The organism is Ochrobactrum sp. Marseille-Q0166 (assembly GCF_014397025.1).
GTDB lineage: Bacteria > Pseudomonadota > Alphaproteobacteria > Rhizobiales > Rhizobiaceae > Brucella.
On sequence record NZ_JACJUO010000001.1, the window covers coordinates 1,206,000 to 1,228,860 of the forward strand.

The window sequence follows — 22,861 nt, forward strand, 5'->3', positions numbered from 1 at the left end:
TTCTTGGTTATGTTGGGCAAAATTGAATCAGCAGGTTTTGCCACGCATATGTCCGATATTTCCGTTGAAAAATTGACCGACCTCGAAGCCGCAGCGGAACTGGAGCGGCTGGCACGTGAAATTGCTCATCATGACGAGCTTTATCATGCCAATGATCGGCCGGAGATTTCCGACGCGGACTATGATGCACTGAAACGGCGCAATGATGCCATTGAAGAGCGTTTTCCGCATCTGGTGCGGGGCGACAGTCCTTCTGTGCGGGTAGGTTCAGCACCGGTTTCCAAATTTGCACAGGTTGTCCACGCACGTCCGATGCTTTCGCTCGGCAACGCGTTCTCGGATGAAGACGTACAAGATTTTGTCGGCAGCGTTTACCGCTTCCTCGGACAATTGCCGGATAATTCTATTGCTTTCACGGCTGAACCCAAGATTGATGGGCTTTCCATGTCGATCCGTTATGAAAACGGCGTTCTCGTCAGTGCCGCGACACGCGGTGATGGCACGACGGGCGAAAATGTAACCGCCAACATTCGCACCATCAGCGAAATTCCAAATAAGCTTCCTACGGGCGTTCCAGCGGTCGTCGAAGTGCGCGGCGAGGTCTATATGGCCAAGAGCGACTTCCTCGCACTCAACGAGCAGATGGCTGCTGAAGGCAAGCAGACCTATGTCAACCTACGTAATACCGCAGCAGGCTCCCTAAGACAGCTTGATGCGAAAGTGACGGCCAGCCGCAAGCTCAGGTTCTTTGCTTATGCCTGGGGTGAGATGTCGGAAATGCCATCTGATACACAGCATGGCATGATCGAGGTTTTTGCCAAATGGGGGTTCCCCGTCAATCCGCTCACGAAACGTTTGCAGAGCGCAGATGAGCTGATTGCGCATTATCGCGCGATTGGTCTTGAGCGTGCAAAGCTCGATTACGACATTGACGGCGTTGTTTACAAGGTTGATCGGCTCGATCTGCAAACTCGGCTTGGATTTCGGTCACGTAGCCCGCGTTGGGCCATTGCGCACAAGTTCCCGGCAGAACAGGCAACGACCATTCTGCGTGATATTGACATTCAAGTTGGGCGAACGGGTGCACTGACGCCGGTTGCACGTCTTGAGCCGATTACTGTGGGTGGCGTGGTTGTCACCAATGCCACGCTGCATAACGAAGATTATATCAAGGGCATTGGCCTCAAGGGTGAACGCATCCGTGAGGATGATCACGATATTCGTATCGGCGATACGGTGATCGTGCAGCGCGCCGGCGATGTGATTCCGCAGATTGTCGACGTGGTGCTGGAAAAGCGTGACTCTGATGCAGTGCCGTTCCATTTCCCGCATAAATGTCCGGTCTGTGGCAGTCATGCCGTGCGTGAAGAAGGCGAGGCGGTCTATCGCTGCACGGGCGGTCTGACGTGTGCTGCACAGGCGGTGGAGCGCATTCGTCATTTCGTATCGCGCAACGCGTTTGATATTGAAGGACTTGGCGAAAAGCAGGTCGAATTCTTCTTCCATGCTGAAGATGACAGTCTGAAAATCAAATCACCTGCGGATATATTTACGCTGCAGAAGCGACAGGCGGGTTCACCACTCAAGAAGCTCGAGAATATTGAGGGCTTTGGTGCGACTTCCGTGAAGAAACTCTATGACGCAATCAATGACCGGCGCGAGATTGCGCTACATCGCTTTTTGTTCGGACTTGGTATTCGCCATGTCGGCGAAGTAAACGCCAAGCGGTTTGCCAGGGCGTATCTCACCTATGAAAAGTTCGCGGAAGCTGCGACAACGGCGGTTCCTCCAAAAGAGGGTGAGCGCAGCGATAAAGGCAATGAAGCATGGCAGGATCTGATTGCTGTTGAAGGCATTGGTGGCATTGTTGCGGAAGCTGTGGTCGATTTTTATGCCGAGCCGCATAATGTGCAAGTGCTGGATGCGCTTCTTGCCGAAGTGACGCCACTCGATGAAGTGGCGCGGGTGGCAACCGGCTCTCCGGTCGAAGGCAAGACGGTGGTGTTCACGGGAAGCCTTGAACGCATGTCGCGTGATGAGGCCAAAGCTATGGCTGAGCGCCATGGCGCCAAGACTGCGGGTTCGGTTTCCAAGAAGACTGACCTTGTTGTGGCGGGGCCGGGGGCCGGGTCGAAGCTTGCGAAAGCATCGGAGCTTGGCATCGAAGTTATTGATGAGGATGCCTGGTTGCAACTGGTCGGAGAGGGCTGATGTCACCGTTCAAGGGTTTTGGCGACAAGGCAATTCCGTTTTTGAAAGCGCTCGATTTTCATCAGAACCGTGAATGGTTTGTTGAAAATAAGGACCTGTTTGAGGCGCATCTGAAAGAACCGCTTGGCGATCTGGTTGAAGAACTAACTGCACGATTTGAGAAGGCCGGATTGCCGTTTAAGGGTGATCGGGTGAAATCGCAGTTCCGTATCAAGCGGGACACGCGCTTCTCTCACGACAAGGCCCCTTATAACCGTCATCTGTCGGCGCTTTTGTCGAACTCCGGCACCAAGTGGGATGAAAGTGGCTGCTTCTATGTTTGTATCGGTCTGCCGGGCGTGCGTGATTGCTATGCCGGTGTGGCATGGTGGGGTCCAAAGAAAGAACTTCTGCAAGCCATCCGCGAAGCGATTGTCGAAAGGCCGGAAGAGTATCGTGCGGTTGTGGCAAAGCTCAAGAAAAATGGTTTGAAGATCAGCGACAATGATCGGTTGAAGCGCACGCCGCGCGGTTTTGAGGCTGTAACCGATGAAGACCTTCTGGAAGCTATTCGTAACCGGCATTTTGCTGTCCGCCTCGAAATCGATCCCGAGAGCATCACCCGTTCTGACTTGGCTGATCGGCTTGTAAAGTTTGCCGAGCAGACGCGCCCACTGATTGAATGGATCAAGAAGATCGAAGGCACAGTGCCGCAAACATCAGAATAACACATCAATGCATCACTGGTTTTTATCAGTGATGCTGAAATGTTGCGAATGCTTTCTAATAGTATGATTTTTATCGAAAGCTTATTTCAACTTGGCCCAAAATTTCTTAAGCACGCTCTCATGCTATGGCGTTGAGATGGTTACGCATCGCGCTTTAAAAGAGGTTGAGTCGCCACACGGGCTCTACCAAAACCCAAGGCATTTAAACTTTGCGTTTTGGTAGGGTGAGGAGTGATTTTCGTGGATCAGGGTTTTCGGCCAGCACCGGCATCAGTGCGTCATGATTTCTGGATAGGTTCGAAACGCGGTGTGCCTATCGTGGCAGCAGGCGCGCCATTTGGCCTGTTGTTCGGTGCTGTAGCAATCGATAACGGCCTGTCCATCAGTGAAGCCGTTTTTATGAGTGGCATGATCTACGCAGGGGCCAGCCAGATGGTCGGGCTGGATCTTTTCGGCCAGAATATCGCGCCATGGATGATTGTTGTTTCAATTTTCGCGGTCAATTTTCGCCATGTTCTTTATTCGGCAACCGTAGGCCGACGAATCCGCCATTTTACATTCCTGCAGAAGGCTACGGCTTTCTTTCTGCTTGTTGACCCGCAATATGCGGAAGTTGAAATTCGTGCTGAGGCGGGCCGAAAAATCAGCTTTGCCTGGTATATGGGCTTGGGCATCACGATCTATATCTGCTGGATTCTTGAGACGCTTATCGGTGCGCTGTTCGGCAATCTGATCTCCGATCCCTATGCGCTCGGTATCGACTTCCTGCTGCCAATCTATTTTCTTGGCATGGTGATGAGTTTTCGCCATCGCGAGCATTGGTGGCCGGTAGTAATCGTCAGCGCGATTTGTGCGGTCGCCGCCTATAAGTTTGTTGGCTCGCCGTGGCATGTGACATTGGGTGCGATAGGTGGCGTTGTGCTTGCAGCGGGCCTGGCAAAGCCGCAAACAGGGGAGGCCTAAGACGTGTCCACAACGATCTGGATCATCCTAGCCGGTGCCGTTTGCACCTATCTCACCCGCGTCGGCGGGCATCTTATTTTATCGCGATTTGAGCGCGTTCATTATCGGGTTGAAGCAGCACTTAATGCCGTGCCTGCAGCAGTGCTTACCGCAATTGTAGCTGCACCCGCTTCGGATCATGGCTGGCGCGAAATGCTAGTTTTGGTCTTCTGCGTGTTGCTTTCGCTTCGCGTCAGCATGATGACCATGTTCTTTGCAGGCGCAGCACTGTTGATCGTGCTGCGCCATTTCTTTCCGGCTTAAAGCGCAACCCGAAAAGTGTGAAACGGTTTTCGGATAAGCTGCGCGTTAAAAAAGTTAAAGCGGAGCGGTTGCTGCTTCCAGCCATTTTGCCTGTGCACTATCAAGATGGCCGATCAGCTTTTCACGTACGCTATCATGATAGGCGTTCAGCCAATCAAGCTCTTCATGAGTGAGCAGTGATTTGTCGATCAGGCGGCGGTCTATCGGACAGAATGTGAGCGTTTCAAAGCCCATCATTGGTAACTCGCCGCCAGCCGGGATTTCAGCTTCCTTCACGATGATCAGGTTTTCAATGCGGATGCCGTAAGCGCCCGGCTTGTAATAGCCGGGTTCGTTGGAAAGAATCATTCCGGGCAAAAGTTCCTGCACGCCTTTCTTGGAAATGCTCTGCGGGCCTTCATGAACCGAAAGATAACTGCCAACACCATGGCCGGTGCCGTGCGCATAGTCGAAACCTTGTTTCCAAAGCGCAATCCTGGCCAGCACATCGATATCCTGTCCGCGTGTGCCTTTCGGGAAACGGGCGGTCGTGATGGCAATCATGCCTTTCAAAACGAGCGTGAACGAGCGGATCGTTTCCGGTGCAATTGTGCCGACAGCAACGGTGCGCGTGATGTCTGTCGTGCCATCGCGATACTGGGCTCCGGAATCGATCAGATAAAGCTCACCGTCGTTGAGTTTGCGGTTTGTATCAGTGTTGACGCGGTAATGGATGATGGCACCGTCTGGGCCCGCACCGGAAATCGAATCAAACGAAATGTCTTCGAGTGGCATCTGAAAATCGCGACCAGCCTTTTCGCGGCTTTGCTCCAGCTTTTGCGCAGCCGAGATTTCATCAACCGTGCCGGGCTTTTGTCCATCGAGCCAGGATAGAAAGTTGACCATGGCCACGCCGTCTCGCTCATGTGCTCCACGGGAACCGTCAAGCTCGGCCTTGTTCTTGATTGCTCGAGGCAAGCGGGCAGGGTCTTTACCATGGATCACATGGCCGCCAGCGGCATCGACTGCGAGGCGGAGTTTTTCGGCGGCCAGTGCCGGGTCGAGAAGAATGGTTTCGCCTTTTGCCGCGCGTGCGCTCAAGTGGCCTTCAAGTTTGGCTGGTTCACAGAGTTTGGCAAGCTGCGTGAGATAGGCGCGCGGTTCAATGGCAAGCTTGCGCTCATCCATGAAGAGTTCCGGCTCCCCTTCTGCAGGAATGATTGCAAAGCTCAATGGCAGAGGCGTATTCGATACATCCTTGCCGCGGATGTTGAACACCCAGGCAACCGATGAAGGGTCCGTCAGAACGGTTGCGCTTGCGCCCGCTACGGCTACCGCCTTTTGCATTTCCCTGATCTTGTCTTCAGCTTCTTGACCCGAGAAACGGGCAGGCTGAATAGTAACCGGCGCAAGGGGCGCCTCTGGCTGCTCTTTCCAGATGAGATCCACCAGATTATGCGCCACCGGCACCAGCTTGCCACCCTGATTTTCCAGAGCCTCGCGCAGGGCGCTCGCTTCGGAAATCGTATGCAGCCATGGATCGAATCCAATTGTCAGGCCATGGCCGTTGTCTGCGAGCCAGCTTGCAGGTGGATTGGTGACGAGGCTTTCATAAGAAAACACGTTGCCATCTGTTTGATTGCGGACCTGCAATTCATAACGACCGTCGATGAAAATATAAGCCTTATCTTTCAGGATAAGGGCTGCTCCTGCCGAGCCGGTAAAGCCTGTCAGCCAACCAAGGCGCTGGGCGCGGGGCGGTACATATTCGCCTTGATGCTCATCGGCACGCGGCACGAGAAAGCCGTCCAGCCCCTGTTCAGCAAGCTTTTCGCGCAGCAAAGCTACGCGGGGTGCACCATTGGCCGGATCGGTGGTCACATCAAAAGTCTGAAAAGCCATGAGCGTAACTCGCAATGAATAAGGAAAACCGCATTATTTCAGATGAATTGTCACCCAGCCTGACCGATGCAGCGTTTTGATATGCGTTAAACCTTGCGCCTGATAGGCGGCAAGAACCATGTCATGCTGGCTGTCGAGAATACCGGACAGGATGATGGAACCGCTCGGAGCCAGATGCGATTTCAGCGACGGGGCAAGTTCGATCAGCGGATTGGCCAGAATATTGGCAACGATCAGATCAAACGGCGTGTAGGAACGGAAAATCGGGTGGTCGAAACCTTCCGCAGTCGCGGTGATAACATGTTCACTTACGCCATTGAGAACTGTGTTTTCAGCGGCAACAGTGACTGCAATTGGGTCAATATCAGTAGCAAGAACCGGGATTGGAGCAAGTTTTGCAATAGCAATCGCAAGAACGGCACTGCCGGTGCCGAGATCAAGTGCGTTGGTCGGATGCTCGCGCTCAACCACTTCTTCAATCATTTCAAGGCAGCCGGAGGTGGTGCCGTGATGGCCAGTGCCAAAAGCCAAGCCTGCGTCAATCAAGATCGGAATGTCACCGGATTGCAGTTTGTCGCGATCATGCGATCCATGCACAAAGAAGCGGCCCGCACGAACAGGCTTCAATCCTTCGAGCGAATGTGTGACCCAATCAATATCCGGCAGCTGTTCTGTTTCGAACTTACCTTCACCAACGAGGGAATCGATGCGTGCCGCAAGTTCTTCCGCCCCATCTTCGGTATAGACGGAAACTTCGAATATCTGGCGGTCTTCATCAATCTCGGTGATCGCGATCGGGAAACCGTCATCCTCGAGTTCACGTTCGAGGATGTCGTAGATTCGTTCGGCTTCCGTCTTGTCTGCCGAAAAGAAGAGTCGTGATTGGGGCATGGATAAAAAGCTCTCAAATCGAATTGGAAGCTTTGTTTACCCGTTTGTGCGACCTTTGGCCAGATTCTTCAACTTTTCCAGAGCAGTATCTGCATTCTCCTGATAGGCAATGGTTCCACGGAAGCGTCCTCCCTTATCGAGAAGGAAAACAGACGCCGTGTGATCCATGGTATATTCGCCGTCTTCAGTCAGAACCTTTTTGGCATAGATGTGGTAAGACTTAACCATTTCGGCAATGTTTGTCGGCGTTCCGGTGACGCCAATGATACGGTCGGATACGTTGCTGACATAGGTTTTCATAATGTCCTGCGTATCGCGCTCAGGATCGACCGAAATAAAATAAGCTTTGATATCAGCAGCTTCCGGGCCGAGCTGTTTCAGATAGCCATCCAGTTCATAAAGCGTGGTCGGGCAGACATCAGGGCAATGGGTGAAACCAAAGAACACAAGGGAAGGTGTTTCGCGCAGATCTTTTTCGGTAAATGGTTCCCCATCCATCGACACCAGATTGAACGAACCGCCAAATGGCTGGTCTGCTGAATTGCGGTCACGGATCAGATTGAAGCCAGCAGCACCGATAATGACGATGATGAAGGCGAAGATGAAGATGGGCAGGAATTTTTTCATGTCCAGTCAGCCTTGAATTTTGTTTTTTATTTATCGCACATAAGCACGCTATTCTGAATTTACATCGATCTGTGACAGGAAAGCGCTTATATGCAAGCACTGACGAACTGCCGCAGGCAATTTTGAAACTGCAGTTTCAGTCTAGCAGAGTGCAAAGATTTCAGAAAGTTTTGAAATGACGCAGGGTGAAGACCTTCGTTTCCAGAATAGTGAGCCGCGCATTCATTCGACCGCGCAGCTCAAATCCAGTAAGCTGGGACGCTATGCCGACATCGGCGAACGCGTAATCTTGCGTGAAGTGACGGTGGGCGACTTCACCTATTTCGAGCGCAATGGCGAAGGCATTTATGCTGAGATCGGCAAGTTTTGCTCTATCGCGGCCAATGTGAGGATAAACGCGCTTGAACACCCGATGGAACGCTTGACCACCCATAAGGTGAGCTACCGGCCGAACGAATATTTTCGCTATATGGGTGTGGATGGAGAGTTTCGTGCGCGGCGTCAGGCCAAGCGTGTCACCATTGGCAATGATGTATGGATCGGCCATGGCGCGGTGATTACACCGGGCGTCACCATCGGCCATGGCGCGGTGATAGGCGCAAATGCCGTGGTGACGAAAGACGTCGCGCCATATCATGTCGTGGGCGGTGTTCCGGCACGGATCATTCGCAAGCGCTTTGATGACAAAATCATTGAAAAATTGCTTGCGCTCAACTGGTGGGATTGGCCAGTGGAGAAGCTTTATGAAGCTGTCCCCGACATTCAGACGCTTGAAATTGAAAACTTTCTGGAAAAATGGGGTGTTTAGGCATCCCGATCCTTGCAAAGCCCGATTTGCTTCTCCATTTTTCCATCAAAATCGCTGGAGATTTGCTATGCCCAAATTGAATAAGCTCGCCGGATTGCTTGTTGCACCAATGCTGTTGATTGGCGCATCGGCTGCCGTTTCTGCCGAGGAAGTCGGTCAGGTTGGTGTGGACTGGTTGGGCAATGACATCGTGATTGATGCTGTGCAGGACCCAAAGGTGCAGGGCGTTACCTGTTATCTGGCATCATTTTCTCGCGGCATGATTGACCGATTGCAAAAAGGCAACTGGTTTGAAAACCCGTCCAATGCTTCGATTTCCTGCGAGCAGTCTGGCCCGATCACCATTGGCGATATCAAGTTAGGCAAAGGCGGAGAGCGGGTTTTCTCGGAACGCACAAGCCTGATCTGGAAGAAGCTGGTCATCACCCGCATCTATGACCAGAAGAACAATACGCTGCTCTATCTTGCTCATGCCACACAGGTTCAGGATGGTTCAGCCAAGACATCGCTGTCCACCGTTCCGCTGTTCAAGGGTGACGTAACATGGGAGAAAGGAAAGCCGGAGTAATCTCCGGCTTATTTAGTTTTCATGATCTATGCGCGCTGAACGAAGCTGTCGAGAACGCGCTTTTGTCCGGCCTTGTCGAAGTCGATGGTCAGCTTGTTTCCATCGATCGACGCGATGGTTCCATTGCCGAACTTGATATGGAAAACACGGTCGCCGACGAAGAAGTCTGATGGTTTGTCAGCAACCGATTTTGCAACCAGTTCACCGTCAATCGTGCGTCCCTTGATGGAACCACGACCAGCACCAAAGCCTGAATCCGTTTCGCCATAGCCAATGCGTTCAACATTGGCACCGGAGCGCGAGCCCCAATTGTTGCGCGTGGCATCCGAACGGTTCTGCTGGGCCCGCTGCCAACCCGGCGTCGAATAGGAGTTCTGGAAAGGATCTGCCTTGTCGAAGCGGGACTGCCCATAGCCGCTATTGCCGTACCCGCCGTAATTGCCCTCCATTTCAGCAACTTCGATATGCGTCTCGGGAAGTTCTTCCAGAAAGCGAGACGGAATGGTCGATTGCCACATGCCATGGATGCGGCGATTGGAGACGAACCAGATATGGAGGTTCTTTTTGGCGCGCGTCACGCCGACATAAGCGAGGCGGCGTTCTTCTTCCAGACCCGAGCGTCCGCCTTCATCCAGCGCACGCTGATGCGGGAACAGACCTTCTTCCCAGCCGGGCAGGAAGACAGTTTCAAATTCCAGACCCTTTGCGGAATGGAGCGTCATGATGTTGACGGCATCCATATCCTCATTTTTCTCGGCATCCATGACGAGCGCAACGTGCTCAAGGAAGCCGCGCAGGCTCTCATATTCCTCCATGGAGCGGATAAGTTCCTTGAGGTTTTCGAGACGGCCCGGCGCTTCTGCCGATTTGTCATTCTGCCACATGGCTGTATAGCCCGACTCGTCGAGAATGGTTTCGGCGAGTTCTGTGTGTGGCGTGTTGTCGAGGAGTGACTGCCAGCGACGGAAGTTGTCGACCACTTCGCGCAGTGCCGAACGCGGCTTTGGCTTCAGTTCTTCGGTTTCAACGAGATCGCAGGCCGCAGCAAACATCGAAATATCGCGTGCGCGGGCATAATCATGCACCTGACGGATGGCCGCTTCACCAAGCCCACGCTTCGGCGTGTTGATGATGCGCTCAAGTGCCAGATCGTCGGCTGGTTGTGCAACAACGCGCAGATAGGCCATGGCATCGCGGATTTCGAGACGTTCATAGAAGCGTGGACCACCGATGACGCGGTAATTGAGGCCGAGCGTTACGAAACGATCTTCGAACTCACGCATCTGGAAGGATGCGCGCACGAGGATCGCCATATTGTTGAGCAAATGTCCCTGACGCTGCGCCTGTTCAATTGCCTCGCCAACGGCGCGGGCTTCTTCTTCTGAATCCCATGCAGCGTGGATTTTGACTTTTGGATCATCTGGGTTTGGCGCTTCAGTGAAAAGCGTTTTGCCAAGGCGACCTTCATTATGCGCAATCAGATGTGCTGCAGTACCGAGAATATGCGCCGTCGAGCGATAGTTCCGCTCAAGCTTGATGACGACCGCACCCGGAAAATCCTTCTCAAAGCGGAGGATGTTATCCACTTCTGCACCGCGCCAGCCGTAAATCGACTGATCGTCATCGCCTACACAACACAAGTTAACTCTATTTTCGCTCGCGCCGAGTTCGCTTTGCTCACCGGCTCCGCGAGGGCCTCGCATTGGATCGGACGCCCTAGCGGGCTGTAGAGGTGCATTGTCGGTTTGTGTTGTTGCTGGTGCTGTTTTTGTCTTCGGTCTCTGAGCCAGAAGGCGTAGCCACAAATATTGTGCGGTGTTCGTATCCTGATACTCGTCGACCAGAATGTAACGGAATTTGGCGTGATACTCGCGCAGAATATCCGGATGATTGCGGAAGATGCGGATCGGATGCAGCAGCAGATCGCCGAAGTCACAGGCGTTGAGCGTGCGCAAGCGTTCCTGATAGGCGTGATAAAGTTCACGGCCTTTGCCGTTGCCAAATGAACGCGCATCGCCTTCCGGAATATCGGCAGGACCAAAGGCCTTGTTCTTCCAGCCGTCAATCATGTTGGCGAATGTACGGGCAGGCCAGCGCTTGTCATCCAGACCTTCGGCCTGAATAAGTTGCTTGATCAGCCGGATTACATCATCCGTATCCAGAATGGTGAAGTCAGACGTGAGGTTTACCAACTCAGCGTGTTTACGCAGCAATTTCACCCCGATGGAGTGGAACGTTCCGAGCCAGGGCATACCTTCAACTGCGCCGCCAACCAGATGGCCGATACGCTCCTTCATTTCGCGGGCGGCCTTGTTGGTAAAGGTCACTGCGAGAATTTGGCTCGGATAGGCGCGGCCGGTTGTCAAAATATGCGCAATACGGGTGGTAAGAACGCGGGTCTTGCCCGTGCCTGCACCGGCGAGAACAAGAACCGGACCTTCCGTGGTCAGAACGGCTTGACGCTGTTCAGGGTTCAGCCCCAATAGATAATCGGGTTCGCCACGTTGTTGATTACGCGCTGCCATGGCGCGTGCGGCAATTCCACCTGCCGCAGGCGCGCGGTCAGCCGGTGTGTCGTCGCCGAAAAACGGCATATCATCGGGAAAATCAGACATTGCTACCGAATGTAGTGATTCGCGGATCAAAAACCAGCGAAAGCGTGAAATTACTCAAGCTGCGTGACGCGACGGTCCGTGAAATTGAGGCGTTGCGAAGCGAGGCTTTCAACCAAACTGCGCATTTCCGGTTCGCGGCTCAGTAGATCGTCAAGCTCTGTCATCTGGTTCATGGCGATCAGACGAAGGATATCGTCACGGATCGTGCCGTCATCACGTCGCGGCAGATGCACAACGGGCTGTATGAGTTCAAGTTTCTGCCCCTTGAGGCGTGTGCGCAAGCTTTTTTCGTCCGCATCGAGTGTTTCAACGAAAGCATAAAGGCCAACGCCTTTCGCAGGCAGCGAGTATAGTGCAAGTGCCACGTCTTTGACGCGCGGATCAGACTTGAGGGCTGCCATGATGGTTGGGCCTTCATTGTCGATACGGTCGCCCGTGCCTTCACCATCTGACCAATTGAAAATGCCGCGGGTTATGAAGTTATAGACCTTTTTTCCGGTCGCAAGCCAGATGCGCGAAGGCAACGAACGACGCGCCAGAATGCGCTTTTCTGTTGGCGTCATCAGGTCTGGCGCAAAAGCGCGCTTCTGCTTGATGAGATGGCGGAAGTCTTCATAGGCCAGCAGGCGATAGAAGGCACCACGACGACGATGCACGCTTGCCAGCTGGAAGTCGATAACGGCGGCTTCTCCTTCCGGTGTCATCAGCCAGTTCTGCGGTTTGGCAAGATCGTTATGCGTAACGCCCATGCGGCGCATATCGCGCAGAATGCGGTGGGCCGTGCGATACCATTTGGGATCGGAAGGCCGCGCAAGATGCAGCGGTGTGCCTTCTGTCCATGAACGATACAGGCCGTCGCGGTCAGTATAAAGAAGCTGTGGAACACCTTCGATACCGCGAACTTTTTTCAGGCCACGGATTTCACGCCGCGCCAGAATCCACGCCAGCGGCTTTGACCACCAAGGTGCTGCGCTCACCACGCGACGTATAATTCGTGTATCGGTATCGCCGACAAAATAGCCAGCACGTGTTTCGGAAAACACGTCGCGTTTGAAAACTGCGGTTTCCACAAATTGCGGTATGTGGTCGCTTTTTACGGGTACATCAATATTGGTGTTCTGAGCCATGCAATTCCACTAGCCGCTTGTGTCTGATCAATCAAGTTGGTGGCGCGGTTCAACGGTTGCAATCATGTGAATGAGGGCGCAAAAGAACAGAATAATAGTCTTGGGGAGAAAATGGATCATGGCGCAGAGCGATGATATCAAGCAGATTATCCGGCAGGAACAGGCGTTGATCTTCACGTCTTTTAACGAAAATGATGCATTTTCTCTTGGCCAGCGCATCCGTGATCTCGCGGTGAAGCAGAAGCTTTCAGTTGCCATTGATATATCGCTTTGGGATCGCCGTCTGTTCTTTGCATCTACCGCCGGAACCACTATGGACAACAGCGAATGGCTGCGTCGCAAATTCAATGTCGTGCGCCGGTTTCACGCGTCGAGCTATCGGCTTGTTCTCGAACAGAACCGCGACGACAAAATGTTTGCGGCCCATAAGGCGCTTGATGTTGCCGATTATGCTCTCGCAGGCGGTGGTTTCCCGATCAATGTTGCGGGTGCAGGCGTAATTGGAACGGCAATTGTTTCCGGTCTTCCTCAACGGGAGGATCACAATCTGGTTGTGCGTGCCATTGCTGAACATCTGGGGCAGGATCCCATCGCGCTGGCTTTGACCGCTGCATAATTTGAAATACGGAGAATGAACAATGTCGCTTCAGAATGTGGTTGCCCTTCAGCGTAATGAGCAGGGTATTGCTACTGCAGTTGCAATCCTGAAACAGCGTTTTGGTGAGCGTGCCCAGACGGGGCAGGCAATCCGTGATCAGCATGGCCACACCACAACCTATGTGCCGACGCAGGCCCCCGACATTGTCATTTTTGCGCATAATACGCAGGACGTGCAGGATGTCGTCCGCATCTGTGCCGAGCATAAGGTTCCGGTCATCGCGTTTGGGGCCGGTTCCTCGCTTGAAGGTCAGGTGAATGCGCCCGCGGGCGGTGTATCGATTGATCTCACGCAGATGAACCGCGTTCTGGCCGTTCATGCGGAAGACCTGGATTGTGTCATTGAGCCGGGGGTGACACGTCGCGAACTCAACGAATATCTGCGCGATACCGGGCTTTTCTTCCCGATTGATCCGGGTGCGAACGCGACACTTGGCGGCATGGCCTCGACGCGTGCGTCAGGCACGAATGCGGTGCGCTATGGCACCATGCGCGAAAATGTGCTGGCCCTCAAAGCCGTAATGCCGGATGGTCGCCTGATTGAAACATCCAAACGCGTGAAGAAGACAGCTGCAGGTTACGATCTGACACGACTTCTGATCGGCTCGGAAGGGACGCTCGGTATCATAACCGAGCTAACCCTGAAGCTTCAGGGGATTCCGCAGGCTGTATCGGGCGGGATCTGTCCGTTCCCGGATGTTGAATCGGCCTGCCGCGCGGTGATTGAAACCATCCAGATGGGCGTTCCGGTTGCGCGCATCGAGCTTGTCAACAAGCTCCAGATGGAAGCGCTGATCCTGCATTCAAAGCTTCCCTATGTGGCGCAGCCATATTTGTTTGTCGAGTTCCACGGCACGGAAACCGGCGTTGCCGAACAGGCCGAAATTTTTGGCGAGATTGCTGCTGAAAATGGTGGGGGAGAATTCCGCTGGACCAATGATCCGGAAGAACGGGACCGGCTCTGGCGTGCGCGGCATGATGCTTATCTTGCGTCCTTCCTTCTGCGCACGGGCGCCAAAGGTGTCTCAACTGATGTCTGCGTGCCGATTTCGCGGCTTGCCGACTGTATTGCGGAGACTGAAAAAGATCTGGCTGAAAGCGCGCTGATTGCGCCCATCGTTGGCCATGTTGGTGATGGCAACTTCCATTTACTGCTTCTGCTCGATACCGATGATGCATCGGAGATGGAGCGTGCGGAAGATTTCATGGATCGTCTGGTCCGGCGGGCAATTGCCATGGAAGGCACCTGTACGGGTGAGCATGGCATCGGACAAGGCAAGATGAAATATCTTGCGATGGAGCTTGGTGAGGCGACTGATTATATGCGAATAATCAAGAAAGCGATCGATCCGGACAACATTATGAACCCCGGAAAAATCCTGATTTCCTGATTCAAATTAGCATTTTGAATCGTCTTTTTGATAAGGAGATTCAATATCACCCATGAATCAGCCGTGAATCGCTTGGGCGAAAGGCAATTTGCCTTGTTATCGCCGGAACGATGCCGTTATGTTGCACCGATAAAGACCGCGTGATTCACCCTTTGTTTCATGCGGCGAGCATTAAGCATTCTATCGGAGCTTGGTTTGGGCCGCATATTCGTCATCGTGGGTGGATTGCTGGTGCTGCTTTTGACTGCAGCGCTCGTCGTGCCGCCGTTTGTCGACTGGAGCGGCTATCGTGCCGAGTTCGAACGCGAAGCGAGCCAGATTCTTGGCCGCCCCGTTCATGTCACAGGTGATGTCAGTGCGCGCCTGCTGCCGTTTCCGTCGGTGGCTTTCTCGGACGTGCGAGTGGGGGCGGATAACGACCATCCGGTAATGACAGTCGATACCTTCTCGATGGATGCAGAACTGATGCCGTTTCTGCGTGGTCAGTTGCTGATTTTCGATATGCGCGTGGAACGTCCGCAGGCAACTATTTCGCTTGATAAGGATGGCAAGGTTGATTGGGCAATTCGTCCCTCGACACCGCTTGATCCAGCGAAGATCAAGGTAGAACGTCTTTCGATCACAGATGGCAAGGCGACACTGGTGGACAGAGCCAGCGGTCGTTCACATGAGGCGACTGCGATTAATGCTGTACTGTCGGCCAACAGTCTTGCTGGTCCCTGGAATGCTAGTGGCGCGCTTGTTATTGAGGGGCAAAAGCTTGCTCTTGATCTCAACAGCGGCGAGGCAAAGCCAGATGGTTCATTGCGCCTGCGCGCACGTATTTCGCCTGAAGCCGTACCTGCAACGTTTGAAACTGATGGTGATATCACGCTTGATGATGGCCGGTTGAATTACGCCGGGAATTTCTCGCTACGCTCTTCTGACGCGATGGGGTCGGCGGCCCAGAACCAGAAAGCTCCTATCGAGAAGCCATTTTTCAGTGATCTTCGCGTTAGCGGTAAATTCGATGCGAATAAGAGCCGTTTCGATGCGAGTGAATTTCGCATGGAACAGGGGCCTGCTGCTAACCCTTATGTGGTGAACGGCAAAGCATTGATCAATTACGGCGATACACCGCATTTTGAAATCAGTGCTGACGGTCAGCAGATTTTCTGGGGTTCCGCCGAAACGGCACAGGATCAGAAACCGGTGTCTGTTCCTGAAGGCGCGCGTCTCGCAACGTTGCGCCGTATGCTCGAGCAATTGCCGATACCCGGAATGCCAGGCAATGTGGATTTGCGTCTGCCGGCGGTGATTGCTGGTGGTACAACAATTCGTTCGGTCACGATCAGTGCGGAGCCTGATGGCAATGGCTGGAATATCCGCCAGTTTGAAGCCGATCTTCCGGGACGCACAAAAATTGAGGCTAAGGGGCGACTTTCGGTCGGGCGCGATTTCGGTTTTGAAGGCGATATGCTGGTGGCTTCCCGTCAACCTTCGGGGCTTTCGGCATGGCTAAGTGAAACTGTCGATGAATCCATTCGCAAGCTCGATAGTGTAGGTTTTTCAGGCAAGGTCAATTTGCGTGAGGGTATGCAGAGCATTGACGACCTTGAAATTGGAATTGGACAGACAACGCTGAAAGGAACATTCCTGCGGCAGGTGGCAGGCCCGGCTGAACCGGCGATCACGCTGCGGCTGCAGGGTGGCTCGGTTGATAGCAATGCATTACAGGCATTTGTTGGCTTTTTCGCGGGTGGGGATAGCTTTGCATCGCTTGATGGGCAAGCGCTTGATATTGGCTTTAGAGCCGGGCCGGTTCAGTATGAGGATATGGAAGCTGAAAGTGTTGATCTTGCTGTCCGGATTCACGATGGCCGGTTTGATTTTGATCGATTGATGATCAACGATGTGGCGGGCGCTACACTGACTGCAACGGGATCTTACGAGCCTTTCGCGCCAACACCTTCGGGCAAGCTTGATGCAACTCTGCTCTCTTCCGATCTGTCAAATTTTTTAATGCTGGTTGCACATCGCCATCCACAAGTTCCATTTGTCCGTTCGCTTTCGGCCCGTGCTGATAATTATTCGGGTCTGTTTGAGGATACGGAGATCAATATTATTGCCAATGCTGTGGCTCCTTCCAGCGACGCTAATGCCACTGTGCCTGTTGCAGGAAGCGCCAAAGGCTCACGTGCAAAAGAAATACCTGCCAAGAAACCGGCAAAGGGGGGTGAAGCGTCATTCAGCGTGACGGGAACCGCTGGCGGCATGAAGCTCGACCTTTCCGGAACGGCCAGTGGAGGTAGTGCTGACAATGATCCGATGCAGATGCAGCTCAATGGAACTGCGACCTCGACGAATGGCGAGGCTATCCTTGCATTGTTGGGTGTTCCGGCGCTGCCGCTTGGACTTACTGGTGAATTGACGGCTGATCTTACTATGCAGGGTGCACCAAGTGCGGGTATGCGAACGCAATTGCGACTGACAGCACCTGATGGCACAGCGGTTGCCGATGGTATCTTGTCGATGGTTGGGGGAGATATAGCTGCGAGCGGAAAGGCTCACGTGAAGTCTGCTGATCTGCAACCCTTTATTGCAACAGCCGGATATACACTTTCCGGATTTGGTGAAGGGCTTTCTGCCGATCTTTCCAGTGATTTTCAGTTTGCGAAAGGGTTGCTTCGCTTTCCAAATTTGACAGGTAAGCTCGGCGGCGATGACATTGTGGCTCGCATTGAAGCGAATTTTTCCGACAGTGGCCTTCCACAAATCAAGGGCGAAGCAAAAGTGGCTTCGATCGAACTTGGTAGCCTTGCCGCCATGATGCTTGGCCAGGATGCACTTGAGCCATCCGCACCGCGCAAGGATTCTATCTGGCCAAAAGGGCCTTTTGCGACGCGCCCGTCGTTACCATTGCTCCTAGATGTGAAGTTGACTGCGACGCAGGCACATATGGATGGTTTTGGAACTGTCACGGACTTTTCTACGCGGTTGCAAAAAAGCATAGACGAGTTGAAACTGAATGAACTGACAGGGAACTGGGCGGGAGGTTATCTGGTTGGCAATGTCGCCTTGCGGAATAATGACAAGGCAGCGCTGCTTTCTTCTGACCTTAAATGGAATGGTGCGCAGTTAGAAGATTTTTATCGTCAGAAAGGGGGCGGTAGCCCGTTTGCTGGCACAGTAAAAGCCGCTTTAACGCTGAATGGCAGCGGTTCAAATGTCTCTGAACTCGTTGCCTCGCTTGCCGGCTCAGGCAGCGTGGATATTGAGAATTTTGTAATTAATGGTTTTGATCAGGCGGCCTTTCCGTCCATGCTGGCAGCGGCTGAAAACCTGGGTGATCAGCCTTCTGGTGCTACACGACTTGATGCGAAGGCTTTCGGTGCACTTGCAGATAAAGCCATTGGACACGGACAATTCACAGCGGGTAACCCTCGTTTCGATTTCACGATTGCTGGCGGTATTGTGAGACTTGCCCCTGTAAGTTTCAGTTCAGGTAATGTTACATTGAACGGTGATGTGCAGCTTAATCTTTCGACGCTGGGGCTGGGCGGAGAGGGTAGTTTCGCGTTTGGCGAGAGTGGAGATGCGCACCCTAAAGATACAGCAAGCCTTCGCTATACGATTGGTGGAACCTATGATGATCCTGCAGTTCAGTTTGATCGTCAGCCATTGGTTCAATTTCTGACGCAGCGTGCATTGGAGCGTGAGCAGGAGCGTGTCGAGGCAATGCAAGCCAGTATTATGGAAAAGCAACGCCTCAGACGTGAGTTGGACTTGCTGGCGTCGGATGCCAGAGAGCGTGAGCGTTTGCGAATTGAGGAAGAAGTCCGCCGGAAGGCGGAGGCTGCGGCTCGTGAACAGGCCGCCAGAAATGCCTTGGAAGCACAGAAGCCAGAAGCAACGGGCAACCCGCCTGTGCAACTGAACGGGCAGGGTGGACAATCGCTTAATGAGTTTTTGAAAGCTCTCGAGCAGGCACCGGATATGCCACCAAACTCTCAGCCTTGATGCTGAATTCTGGATTTCAGCCAGTCAAGTATGTAGAGCCTAAGGGCGGAAGACAGGTTTGTGCTGCGTTCGCGTTGTCCGTCGATCTCTGCCACGAGCGATGAGACCGAGGCACTCCGTGTTCTTGCAATTTCCTCAAGCACTTCGAAGAACGGGTCTTCAAGCGTATAACTCGTGGCATGACCACGGATGCTGACAGAACGCTTTTTGAGTTTAGCGGAGCGGTTCACTCTTGCTTTTCCGGCTTATCGACAGGTTCAAGCCTATTGTTTTTGAGGAAGTTTTTCGCCTCGGCTTCTTCTTTTTTTGCGAAGTTTTTTTCAGCTTTTGTCCGCCCAAACAGATTACGATTCTGTTCCGCTTGTTCTTCCCTGACGACACGCGCCTTGTTCTTTTTGAACTGGCGAAGATTGATAATCTCGCTCATGGATGCCTGCCATTGTTGGGACTGTAGCTTACTTGTCGGGTGATCTTGGGTTGGTCACCCACCATATGATCAGTGAGATTATCACGAGCAGAAGCAGCCCGAAAGTCATTTGCCATAGGGGGAAGTTCGGAGTGTCTTTTGCAACAAAGAAGCCGGCGATAATGCCGCTGAACCATAGAACCACTTGAGCAATAATACGCAGCATTGTGAAGCCTGTCCTGATGCGTTGACGTTGATTTCAGTTTTTCAGAGCAATTGTGTGGATGCCTTGATCGAAGTCAAGGATAGTGAAATTGGTAAAAAAACACCGGCAGATAATCCAGCCGGTGTTTGGTATTTTCAATAAAACGCTGATTATTTTTTTCGGAAAGAATCCAGTGAAACCACATCTGCTGATGGCTTGGCTTCAGTATCATCCTCAGAAGCTGATTGATCGGTTGCTGCGGCATCACCTTTATCAGCGGCCGGCTTGCGCGACTTGGATTTAGATTTCGTCTTCTCAGATGTATCGTCGGACGATATCGGTTCGATAGAAGAGAGGTTGTCGCCTTCGTCATTATCGCTTGTTGGCTGAACAACCGAGACGTCGAATTCAAGTTCAAAATTCACGGATGGATCGTAGAATCCACGAATGGCAGAGAATGGAATCGTCAGCTTTTCCGGGACATCGCCGAATGATAAGCCAATTTCAAACTGCTGATCGGTGACCACCATATCCCAGTATTGATGCTGCAGCACGACTGTCATCTGCTCAGGATATTTCTCCTTGAGCCGAGATGAAATGCGCACACCGGGCGCTCCCGTGAGGAACGTGATAAAGAAGTGATGATTACCGGGCAAGCCAGTCGCTGCCACTTCTGCAAGAACCTTGCGAATGACACCGCGGAGGGCTTCCTGAGCGAGAATATCGTAACGGATGAGATCCTGAACCATAGATTGCTTATCCCACGGATTCGCCGGTTGATGTCAAGTTTGTTCTATGGCGAATCTAAATATATCAGGAGAAAAGCACATCCGGATATGAACTGAAATGTTTAAATGCGTGACCCAAAAGCCATCAAGAATGTCCGCACACCGTTGATTGCGCTTTTCTCAATAATGGAATCGTCTACCGCCTGGCCTGTCAGCAGGTGATAGTGAATATCCGCATTAATGAGAGCGAGGTAATGCCGTGCGGCAAGATCGGGGTCTTCAATCACAAGATCACCAGCCAGTGCAAGTCGCGCCAGATGGGCGGCTATGGCTGGAACTGCCTGTGCAGGGCCTTTATTGCTACAAATATTGCCTTGAAGGGGCAGAGCATCTTCATCGGACTGGAATAGTTTGCGCAAGAACACCGTAGCTGAGTCATGCACGCAGTTACGACTCATCCGGATGGAGAAGGCGATCAGGTTCTCTTCTAGTTTTTCGCCAGACTGAGGAAATGTCGCGAGCACTGCAAAAAGACTGGACGACATTCTCTCAAAGGCATCGTCTACAACTGCCGCGAGGAGTGCTTCCTTGTCCCGATAATGATTGTAAATCGTTTGGCGTGAAACGCCTGCCTCGGTTGCAATCAGATCAATGCTCGCGCCCTGAAATCCATCCCGATAAAACACGCGTGTAGCGGCGCAAAGAATGAAGTCGCGCTTCATGCATTGACCCGGCTTCAAACCTGATTTTACAGATGTGACGTTTACCCCTTCTGAAAGGAGGGGGCGTCTGTCTGCCAAAACGGCATTCTCTAGCATGTCAGTAGGTTTCATATTCCTAACATAGGACGACTTGACGATTTGGACAATAGTGTCTAATTTTACAGTTGTGTCAAAACAGTTGTTACAATTCGTCCATTATAGGGATAGCTACACGCTTTTGAGAGATTGTGATGCCCGGTTGGGGGCTGGAGACGTCGCAAAAGTCTCGAAATTATGTAGCATAAACATGTGGATAGTTGCTTAGTTGCGATATTGGGTTTCTGGTTGCTCATCCTCCCAAGCGATGCGCCATATTCAGACTCGTGACAGGCGACTCACGAAACATTGATGAAAGTACGCCCCCATGACTTCAAGTCTCGTGCGCAATGCCATTATTCTTGGTCTTCTTTCGGCAATCGGCCCGTTTGCCATTGATATGTATCTGCCTGCGTTGCCGACCATAGCAATTGATCTCCATGCAGAGACGAGTGCCGTTCAAATGAGTCTTTTGGCATTTTTCATTGCCTTGGCGCTCGCACAGCTTTTTGTCGGCCCGTTGTCAGATATGGTCGGGCGCAAGCTTCCGCTCTATGGTGGGCTTGTCCTGTTCGCAGTTGGCAGCATCGGTTCGGCGCTGGCAACGAATATCGATATACTTGTGCTGTTCCGGTTTGTTCAGGGCTTGGGTGCTGCGGCAAGTTCTGTCATCCCAAGGGCGATCGTTCGTGACCTGCATACCGGTGTTGACGCGGCAAGACTTATGTCCCTGTTGATGCTCGTCTTCTCTATTTCGCCTATCCTTGCTCCATTGAGCGGGTCGGTAATTATCGACTTTTTTGGCTGGCGCGGCGTTTTCTGGGCAGTTCTGGTGGCAGCACTCGTCGGCGTCGTCCTGATAGCAACGTCACTCAAAGAAACACGTGGAACTGAAGCACGGCTTGAGAGCAATATCAGCAGCGCTCTTGCTGGCTATGGCCGTCTGCTCAAGGACCGCTATTTCATCGGCTTGGCCTGTATTGGCGGCTTCGGCATAGCGTCCTTCTTTGTTTATCTGGCGAACTCGTCATTTATTCTGATCGAACATTACGGTCTTAGTCCAAGCCAGTATGCTATCGCATTTTCAATGAATGCAGTTTCGTTCTTCAGCGTTTCGCAGCTCAACGGCTTGTTGGGTGCACGTTTCGGTTTGCGACGTGTCATGCAGATCGCTGTGTCAGGTTTTGCAGCCGTCATGCTTGCCATGTTTGCAGCCGTTTTGATGGGGCATAGTAACTTTTGGCTGATTGCTGGCTTTTTGTTTGTCGGATATGGTTTTCTGGGATTGGTCATTCCGACCACAGCCGTATTGGCCCTTGAGGAACATGGCGAAATTGCAGGAACGGCATCTGCACTTCTAGGAACACTGCACTTTGTGATTGGTGGCATTGCAATCGGTGTTACCGGCGCATTCTTTGATGGTTCTGCCGTGCCAATGACCGCAGGCATTGCGGTCTGCGCGCTTATTGCATTCCTGTTGAGTTTGGTTGTGTTTGCAAGAAAACCACGGACAGCCACCGAGCCTGCAACAATCTAATAGAATGGGGAAAGTGGAGGCTTCTGTTGCCAGGTGCCTCCGAACCCCGCCTCAAGGTGCTAACCAGAAGGACTTAGGTTGGGTTTCCCGCACCGCGATTAAGCAGCGAGAGCGTAACCCTGAGCTTTGTTGTCATTTGCAACTACTCAATTGACCCGATAACGGTGGTATCATGCCGAGCAAAAGAGCGATCTTTACACCCTTGTCGATCCTATTTCGCCCCCGCCGCAGCGCAACTCGCGTTGAATGCTTCTTGCGTTGTGGTGGAGGCGCCGGGTACCGCCCCCGGGTCCAATAGGTTTATTACATCGTCCGTTTATCACCATAGTCAGCTTGCGCTGACACGATGTATATAGGCGCCCTTTTTGACGATTGGAAGAGGGGTGTTTCAATTTAACAGGTTGTTGGCATCAAACATGGTTCGCTTTTTGCGTTCATTT

General features: G+C 52.6%; 19 protein-coding genes and 1 other RNA gene. 10 read left to right on the forward strand and 10 right to left on the reverse strand.

The features are described from left to right. Positions 1 to 48: 48 nt before the first annotated feature. The 4 genes from ligA to H5024_RS05740 all read left to right on the forward strand — a co-directional run bounded on the left by ligA (position 49) and on the right by H5024_RS05740 (position 4,184). Positions 49 to 2,211 carry an NAD-dependent DNA ligase LigA gene (ligA, locus tag H5024_RS05725; RefSeq protein ID WP_187544425.1) on the forward strand — a complete coding sequence of 721 codons (2,163 nt, stop codon included), beginning with the start codon at positions 49 to 51 and terminating at the stop codon, positions 2,209 to 2,211. Next, positions 2,211 to 2,918: a TIGR02453 family protein gene (locus H5024_RS05730; RefSeq protein ID WP_187544426.1), complete on the forward strand. Its 708-nt coding sequence runs from the start codon at positions 2,211 to 2,213 to the stop codon at positions 2,916 to 2,918. Before ligA ends, H5024_RS05730 begins: the two co-directional genes overlap by 1 nt. 240 nt (positions 2,919 to 3,158) lie before the next feature. Next, positions 3,159 to 3,881 carry an AzlC family ABC transporter permease gene (locus H5024_RS05735; RefSeq protein ID WP_187544427.1) on the forward strand — a complete coding sequence of 241 codons (723 nt, stop codon included), beginning with the start codon at positions 3,159 to 3,161 and terminating at the stop codon, positions 3,879 to 3,881. 3 nt (positions 3,882 to 3,884) lie between these two features. Then, on the forward strand, positions 3,885 to 4,184 hold the full coding sequence (locus H5024_RS05740) for an AzlD domain-containing protein (RefSeq protein WP_187544428.1): 300 nt from the start codon (positions 3,885 to 3,887) through the stop codon (positions 4,182 to 4,184). Positions 4,185 to 4,238: 54 nt separating this feature from the next. On the opposite strand, the gene H5024_RS05745 is transcribed toward H5024_RS05740, so the two are convergent. From H5024_RS05745 to H5024_RS05755, 3 genes are read right to left on the reverse strand one after another with little or no spacing between them, the layout of a single operon-like run. Then, the gene (locus H5024_RS05745; protein WP_187544429.1) at positions 4,239 to 6,065 is read right to left on the reverse strand and encodes an aminopeptidase P family protein; all 1,827 of its coding nucleotides are present in this window, start codon (positions 6,063 to 6,065) and stop codon (positions 4,239 to 4,241) included. A 33-nt stretch (positions 6,066 to 6,098) separates the two neighbouring features. Continuing rightward, a complete protein-coding gene (locus tag H5024_RS05750) occupies positions 6,099 to 6,956 on the reverse strand; it encodes a 50S ribosomal protein L11 methyltransferase (protein WP_187544430.1) in 858 nt (285 codons plus the stop codon). Between the two features lie 36 nt (positions 6,957 to 6,992). After that, complete coding sequence (locus H5024_RS05755) at positions 6,993 to 7,583, reverse strand: SCO family protein (protein ID WP_187544431.1); 591 nt, start codon at positions 7,581 to 7,583, stop codon at positions 6,993 to 6,995. Between the two features lie 175 nt (positions 7,584 to 7,758). Here H5024_RS05755 and H5024_RS05760 point away from each other — a divergent pair, with 175 nt between their 5' ends. Beyond that, positions 7,759 to 8,391 (forward strand): DapH/DapD/GlmU-related protein, encoded by a 633-nt coding sequence (locus tag H5024_RS05760; protein ID WP_187544432.1) that lies wholly within the window; start codon positions 7,759 to 7,761, stop codon positions 8,389 to 8,391. Between the two features lie 67 nt (positions 8,392 to 8,458). Continuing rightward, on the forward strand, positions 8,459 to 8,959 hold the full coding sequence (locus H5024_RS05765; protein ID WP_187544433.1) for a CreA family protein: 501 nt from the start codon (positions 8,459 to 8,461) through the stop codon (positions 8,957 to 8,959). Between the two features lie 26 nt (positions 8,960 to 8,985). On the opposite strand, the gene H5024_RS05770 is transcribed toward H5024_RS05765, so the two are convergent. Both H5024_RS05770 and H5024_RS05775 read right to left on the reverse strand, forming a co-directional pair. Further along, complete coding sequence (locus H5024_RS05770; protein ID WP_187544434.1) at positions 8,986 to 11,574, reverse strand: UvrD-helicase domain-containing protein; 2,589 nt, start codon at positions 11,572 to 11,574, stop codon at positions 8,986 to 8,988. A gap of 50 nt (positions 11,575 to 11,624) precedes the next feature. Next, complete coding sequence (locus tag H5024_RS05775) at positions 11,625 to 12,701, reverse strand: serine/threonine protein kinase (protein WP_187544435.1); 1,077 nt, start codon at positions 12,699 to 12,701, stop codon at positions 11,625 to 11,627. Between the two features lie 118 nt (positions 12,702 to 12,819). Here H5024_RS05775 and H5024_RS05780 point away from each other — a divergent pair, with 118 nt between their 5' ends. The 3 genes from H5024_RS05780 (at position 12,820) to H5024_RS05790 (ending at position 18,748) form a co-directional block, all read left to right on the forward strand. Beyond that, the gene (locus tag H5024_RS05780) at positions 12,820 to 13,317 is read left to right on the forward strand and encodes a heme-degrading domain-containing protein (protein ID WP_187544436.1); all 498 of its coding nucleotides are present in this window, start codon (positions 12,820 to 12,822) and stop codon (positions 13,315 to 13,317) included. Positions 13,318 to 13,339: 22 nt separating this feature from the next. After that, positions 13,340 to 14,749: an FAD-linked oxidase C-terminal domain-containing protein gene (locus tag H5024_RS05785; protein WP_187544437.1), complete on the forward strand. Its 1,410-nt coding sequence runs from the start codon at positions 13,340 to 13,342 to the stop codon at positions 14,747 to 14,749. A gap of 195 nt (positions 14,750 to 14,944) precedes the next feature. Next, positions 14,945 to 18,748: an AsmA family protein gene (locus tag H5024_RS05790; protein WP_187544438.1), complete on the forward strand. Its 3,804-nt coding sequence runs from the start codon at positions 14,945 to 14,947 to the stop codon at positions 18,746 to 18,748. Here H5024_RS05790 and H5024_RS05795 read toward each other — a convergent pair. From H5024_RS05795 to H5024_RS05810, 4 genes are all read right to left on the reverse strand, one after another. Next, positions 18,739 to 18,978, reverse strand: coding sequence for a ribbon-helix-helix domain-containing protein (locus tag H5024_RS05795; RefSeq protein ID WP_187544439.1), 240 nt, complete (start codon positions 18,976 to 18,978; stop codon positions 18,739 to 18,741). The genes H5024_RS05790 and H5024_RS05795 overlap by 10 nt on opposite strands. After that, complete coding sequence (locus tag H5024_RS05800) at positions 18,975 to 19,175, reverse strand: DUF4169 family protein (RefSeq protein ID WP_187544440.1); 201 nt, start codon at positions 19,173 to 19,175, stop codon at positions 18,975 to 18,977. The genes H5024_RS05795 and H5024_RS05800 overlap by 4 nt, the downstream gene beginning before the upstream one ends. Before the next feature lie 354 nt (positions 19,176 to 19,529). Then, positions 19,530 to 20,108 carry an SspB family protein gene (locus H5024_RS05805; RefSeq protein ID WP_187544441.1) on the reverse strand — a complete coding sequence of 193 codons (579 nt, stop codon included), beginning with the start codon at positions 20,106 to 20,108 and terminating at the stop codon, positions 19,530 to 19,532. A gap of 101 nt (positions 20,109 to 20,209) precedes the next feature. Next, entirely contained in the window at positions 20,210 to 20,920 is a 711-nt protein-coding gene (locus tag H5024_RS05810) for a TetR/AcrR family transcriptional regulator (RefSeq protein WP_187544442.1), read from the reverse strand. 292 nt (positions 20,921 to 21,212) lie between these two features. Here H5024_RS05810 and H5024_RS05815 point away from each other — a divergent pair, with 292 nt between their 5' ends. Beyond that, positions 21,213 to 22,421: a multidrug effflux MFS transporter gene (locus tag H5024_RS05815; RefSeq protein WP_187544443.1), complete on the forward strand. Its 1,209-nt coding sequence runs from the start codon at positions 21,213 to 21,215 to the stop codon at positions 22,419 to 22,421. 12 nt (positions 22,422 to 22,433) lie between these two features. Here the strand turns inward: H5024_RS05815 and ssrA are convergent. After that, positions 22,434 to 22,803: a transfer-messenger RNA gene (gene ssrA, locus H5024_RS05820) on the reverse strand. Between the last annotated feature and the right edge of the window lie 58 nt (positions 22,804 to 22,861).

Coding starts and splice junctions, on each gene's coding strand:
- ligA (WP_187544425.1), top strand. CDS start 49: ATGTCCGATATTTCCGTTGAAAAATTGACCGACCTCGAAGCCGCAGCG.
- H5024_RS05730 (WP_187544426.1), top strand. CDS start 2,211: ATGTCACCGTTCAAGGGTTTTGGCGACAAGGCAATTCCGTTTTTGAAA.
- H5024_RS05745 (WP_187544429.1), bottom strand. CDS start 6,065: ATGGCTTTTCAGACTTTTGATGTGACCACCGATCCGGCCAATGGTGCA.
- H5024_RS05750 (WP_187544430.1), bottom strand. CDS start 6,956: ATGCCCCAATCACGACTCTTCTTTTCGGCAGACAAGACGGAAGCCGAA.
- H5024_RS05755 (WP_187544431.1), bottom strand. CDS start 7,583: ATGAAAAAATTCCTGCCCATCTTCATCTTCGCCTTCATCATCGTCATT.
- H5024_RS05760 (WP_187544432.1), top strand. CDS start 7,759: ATGACGCAGGGTGAAGACCTTCGTTTCCAGAATAGTGAGCCGCGCATT.
- H5024_RS05765 (WP_187544433.1), top strand. CDS start 8,459: ATGCCCAAATTGAATAAGCTCGCCGGATTGCTTGTTGCACCAATGCTG.
- H5024_RS05770 (WP_187544434.1), bottom strand. CDS start 11,574: ATGTCTGATTTTCCCGATGATATGCCGTTTTTCGGCGACGACACACCG.
- H5024_RS05775 (WP_187544435.1), bottom strand. CDS start 12,701: ATGGCTCAGAACACCAATATTGATGTACCCGTAAAAAGCGACCACATA.
- H5024_RS05780 (WP_187544436.1), top strand. CDS start 12,820: ATGGCGCAGAGCGATGATATCAAGCAGATTATCCGGCAGGAACAGGCG.
- H5024_RS05785 (WP_187544437.1), top strand. CDS start 13,340: ATGTCGCTTCAGAATGTGGTTGCCCTTCAGCGTAATGAGCAGGGTATT.
- H5024_RS05800 (WP_187544440.1), bottom strand. CDS start 19,175: ATGAGCGAGATTATCAATCTTCGCCAGTTCAAAAAGAACAAGGCGCGT.
- H5024_RS05805 (WP_187544441.1), bottom strand. CDS start 20,108: ATGGTTCAGGATCTCATCCGTTACGATATTCTCGCTCAGGAAGCCCTC.
- H5024_RS05810 (WP_187544442.1), bottom strand. CDS start 20,920: ATGAAACCTACTGACATGCTAGAGAATGCCGTTTTGGCAGACAGACGC.
- H5024_RS05815 (WP_187544443.1), top strand. CDS start 21,213: ATGACTTCAAGTCTCGTGCGCAATGCCATTATTCTTGGTCTTCTTTCG.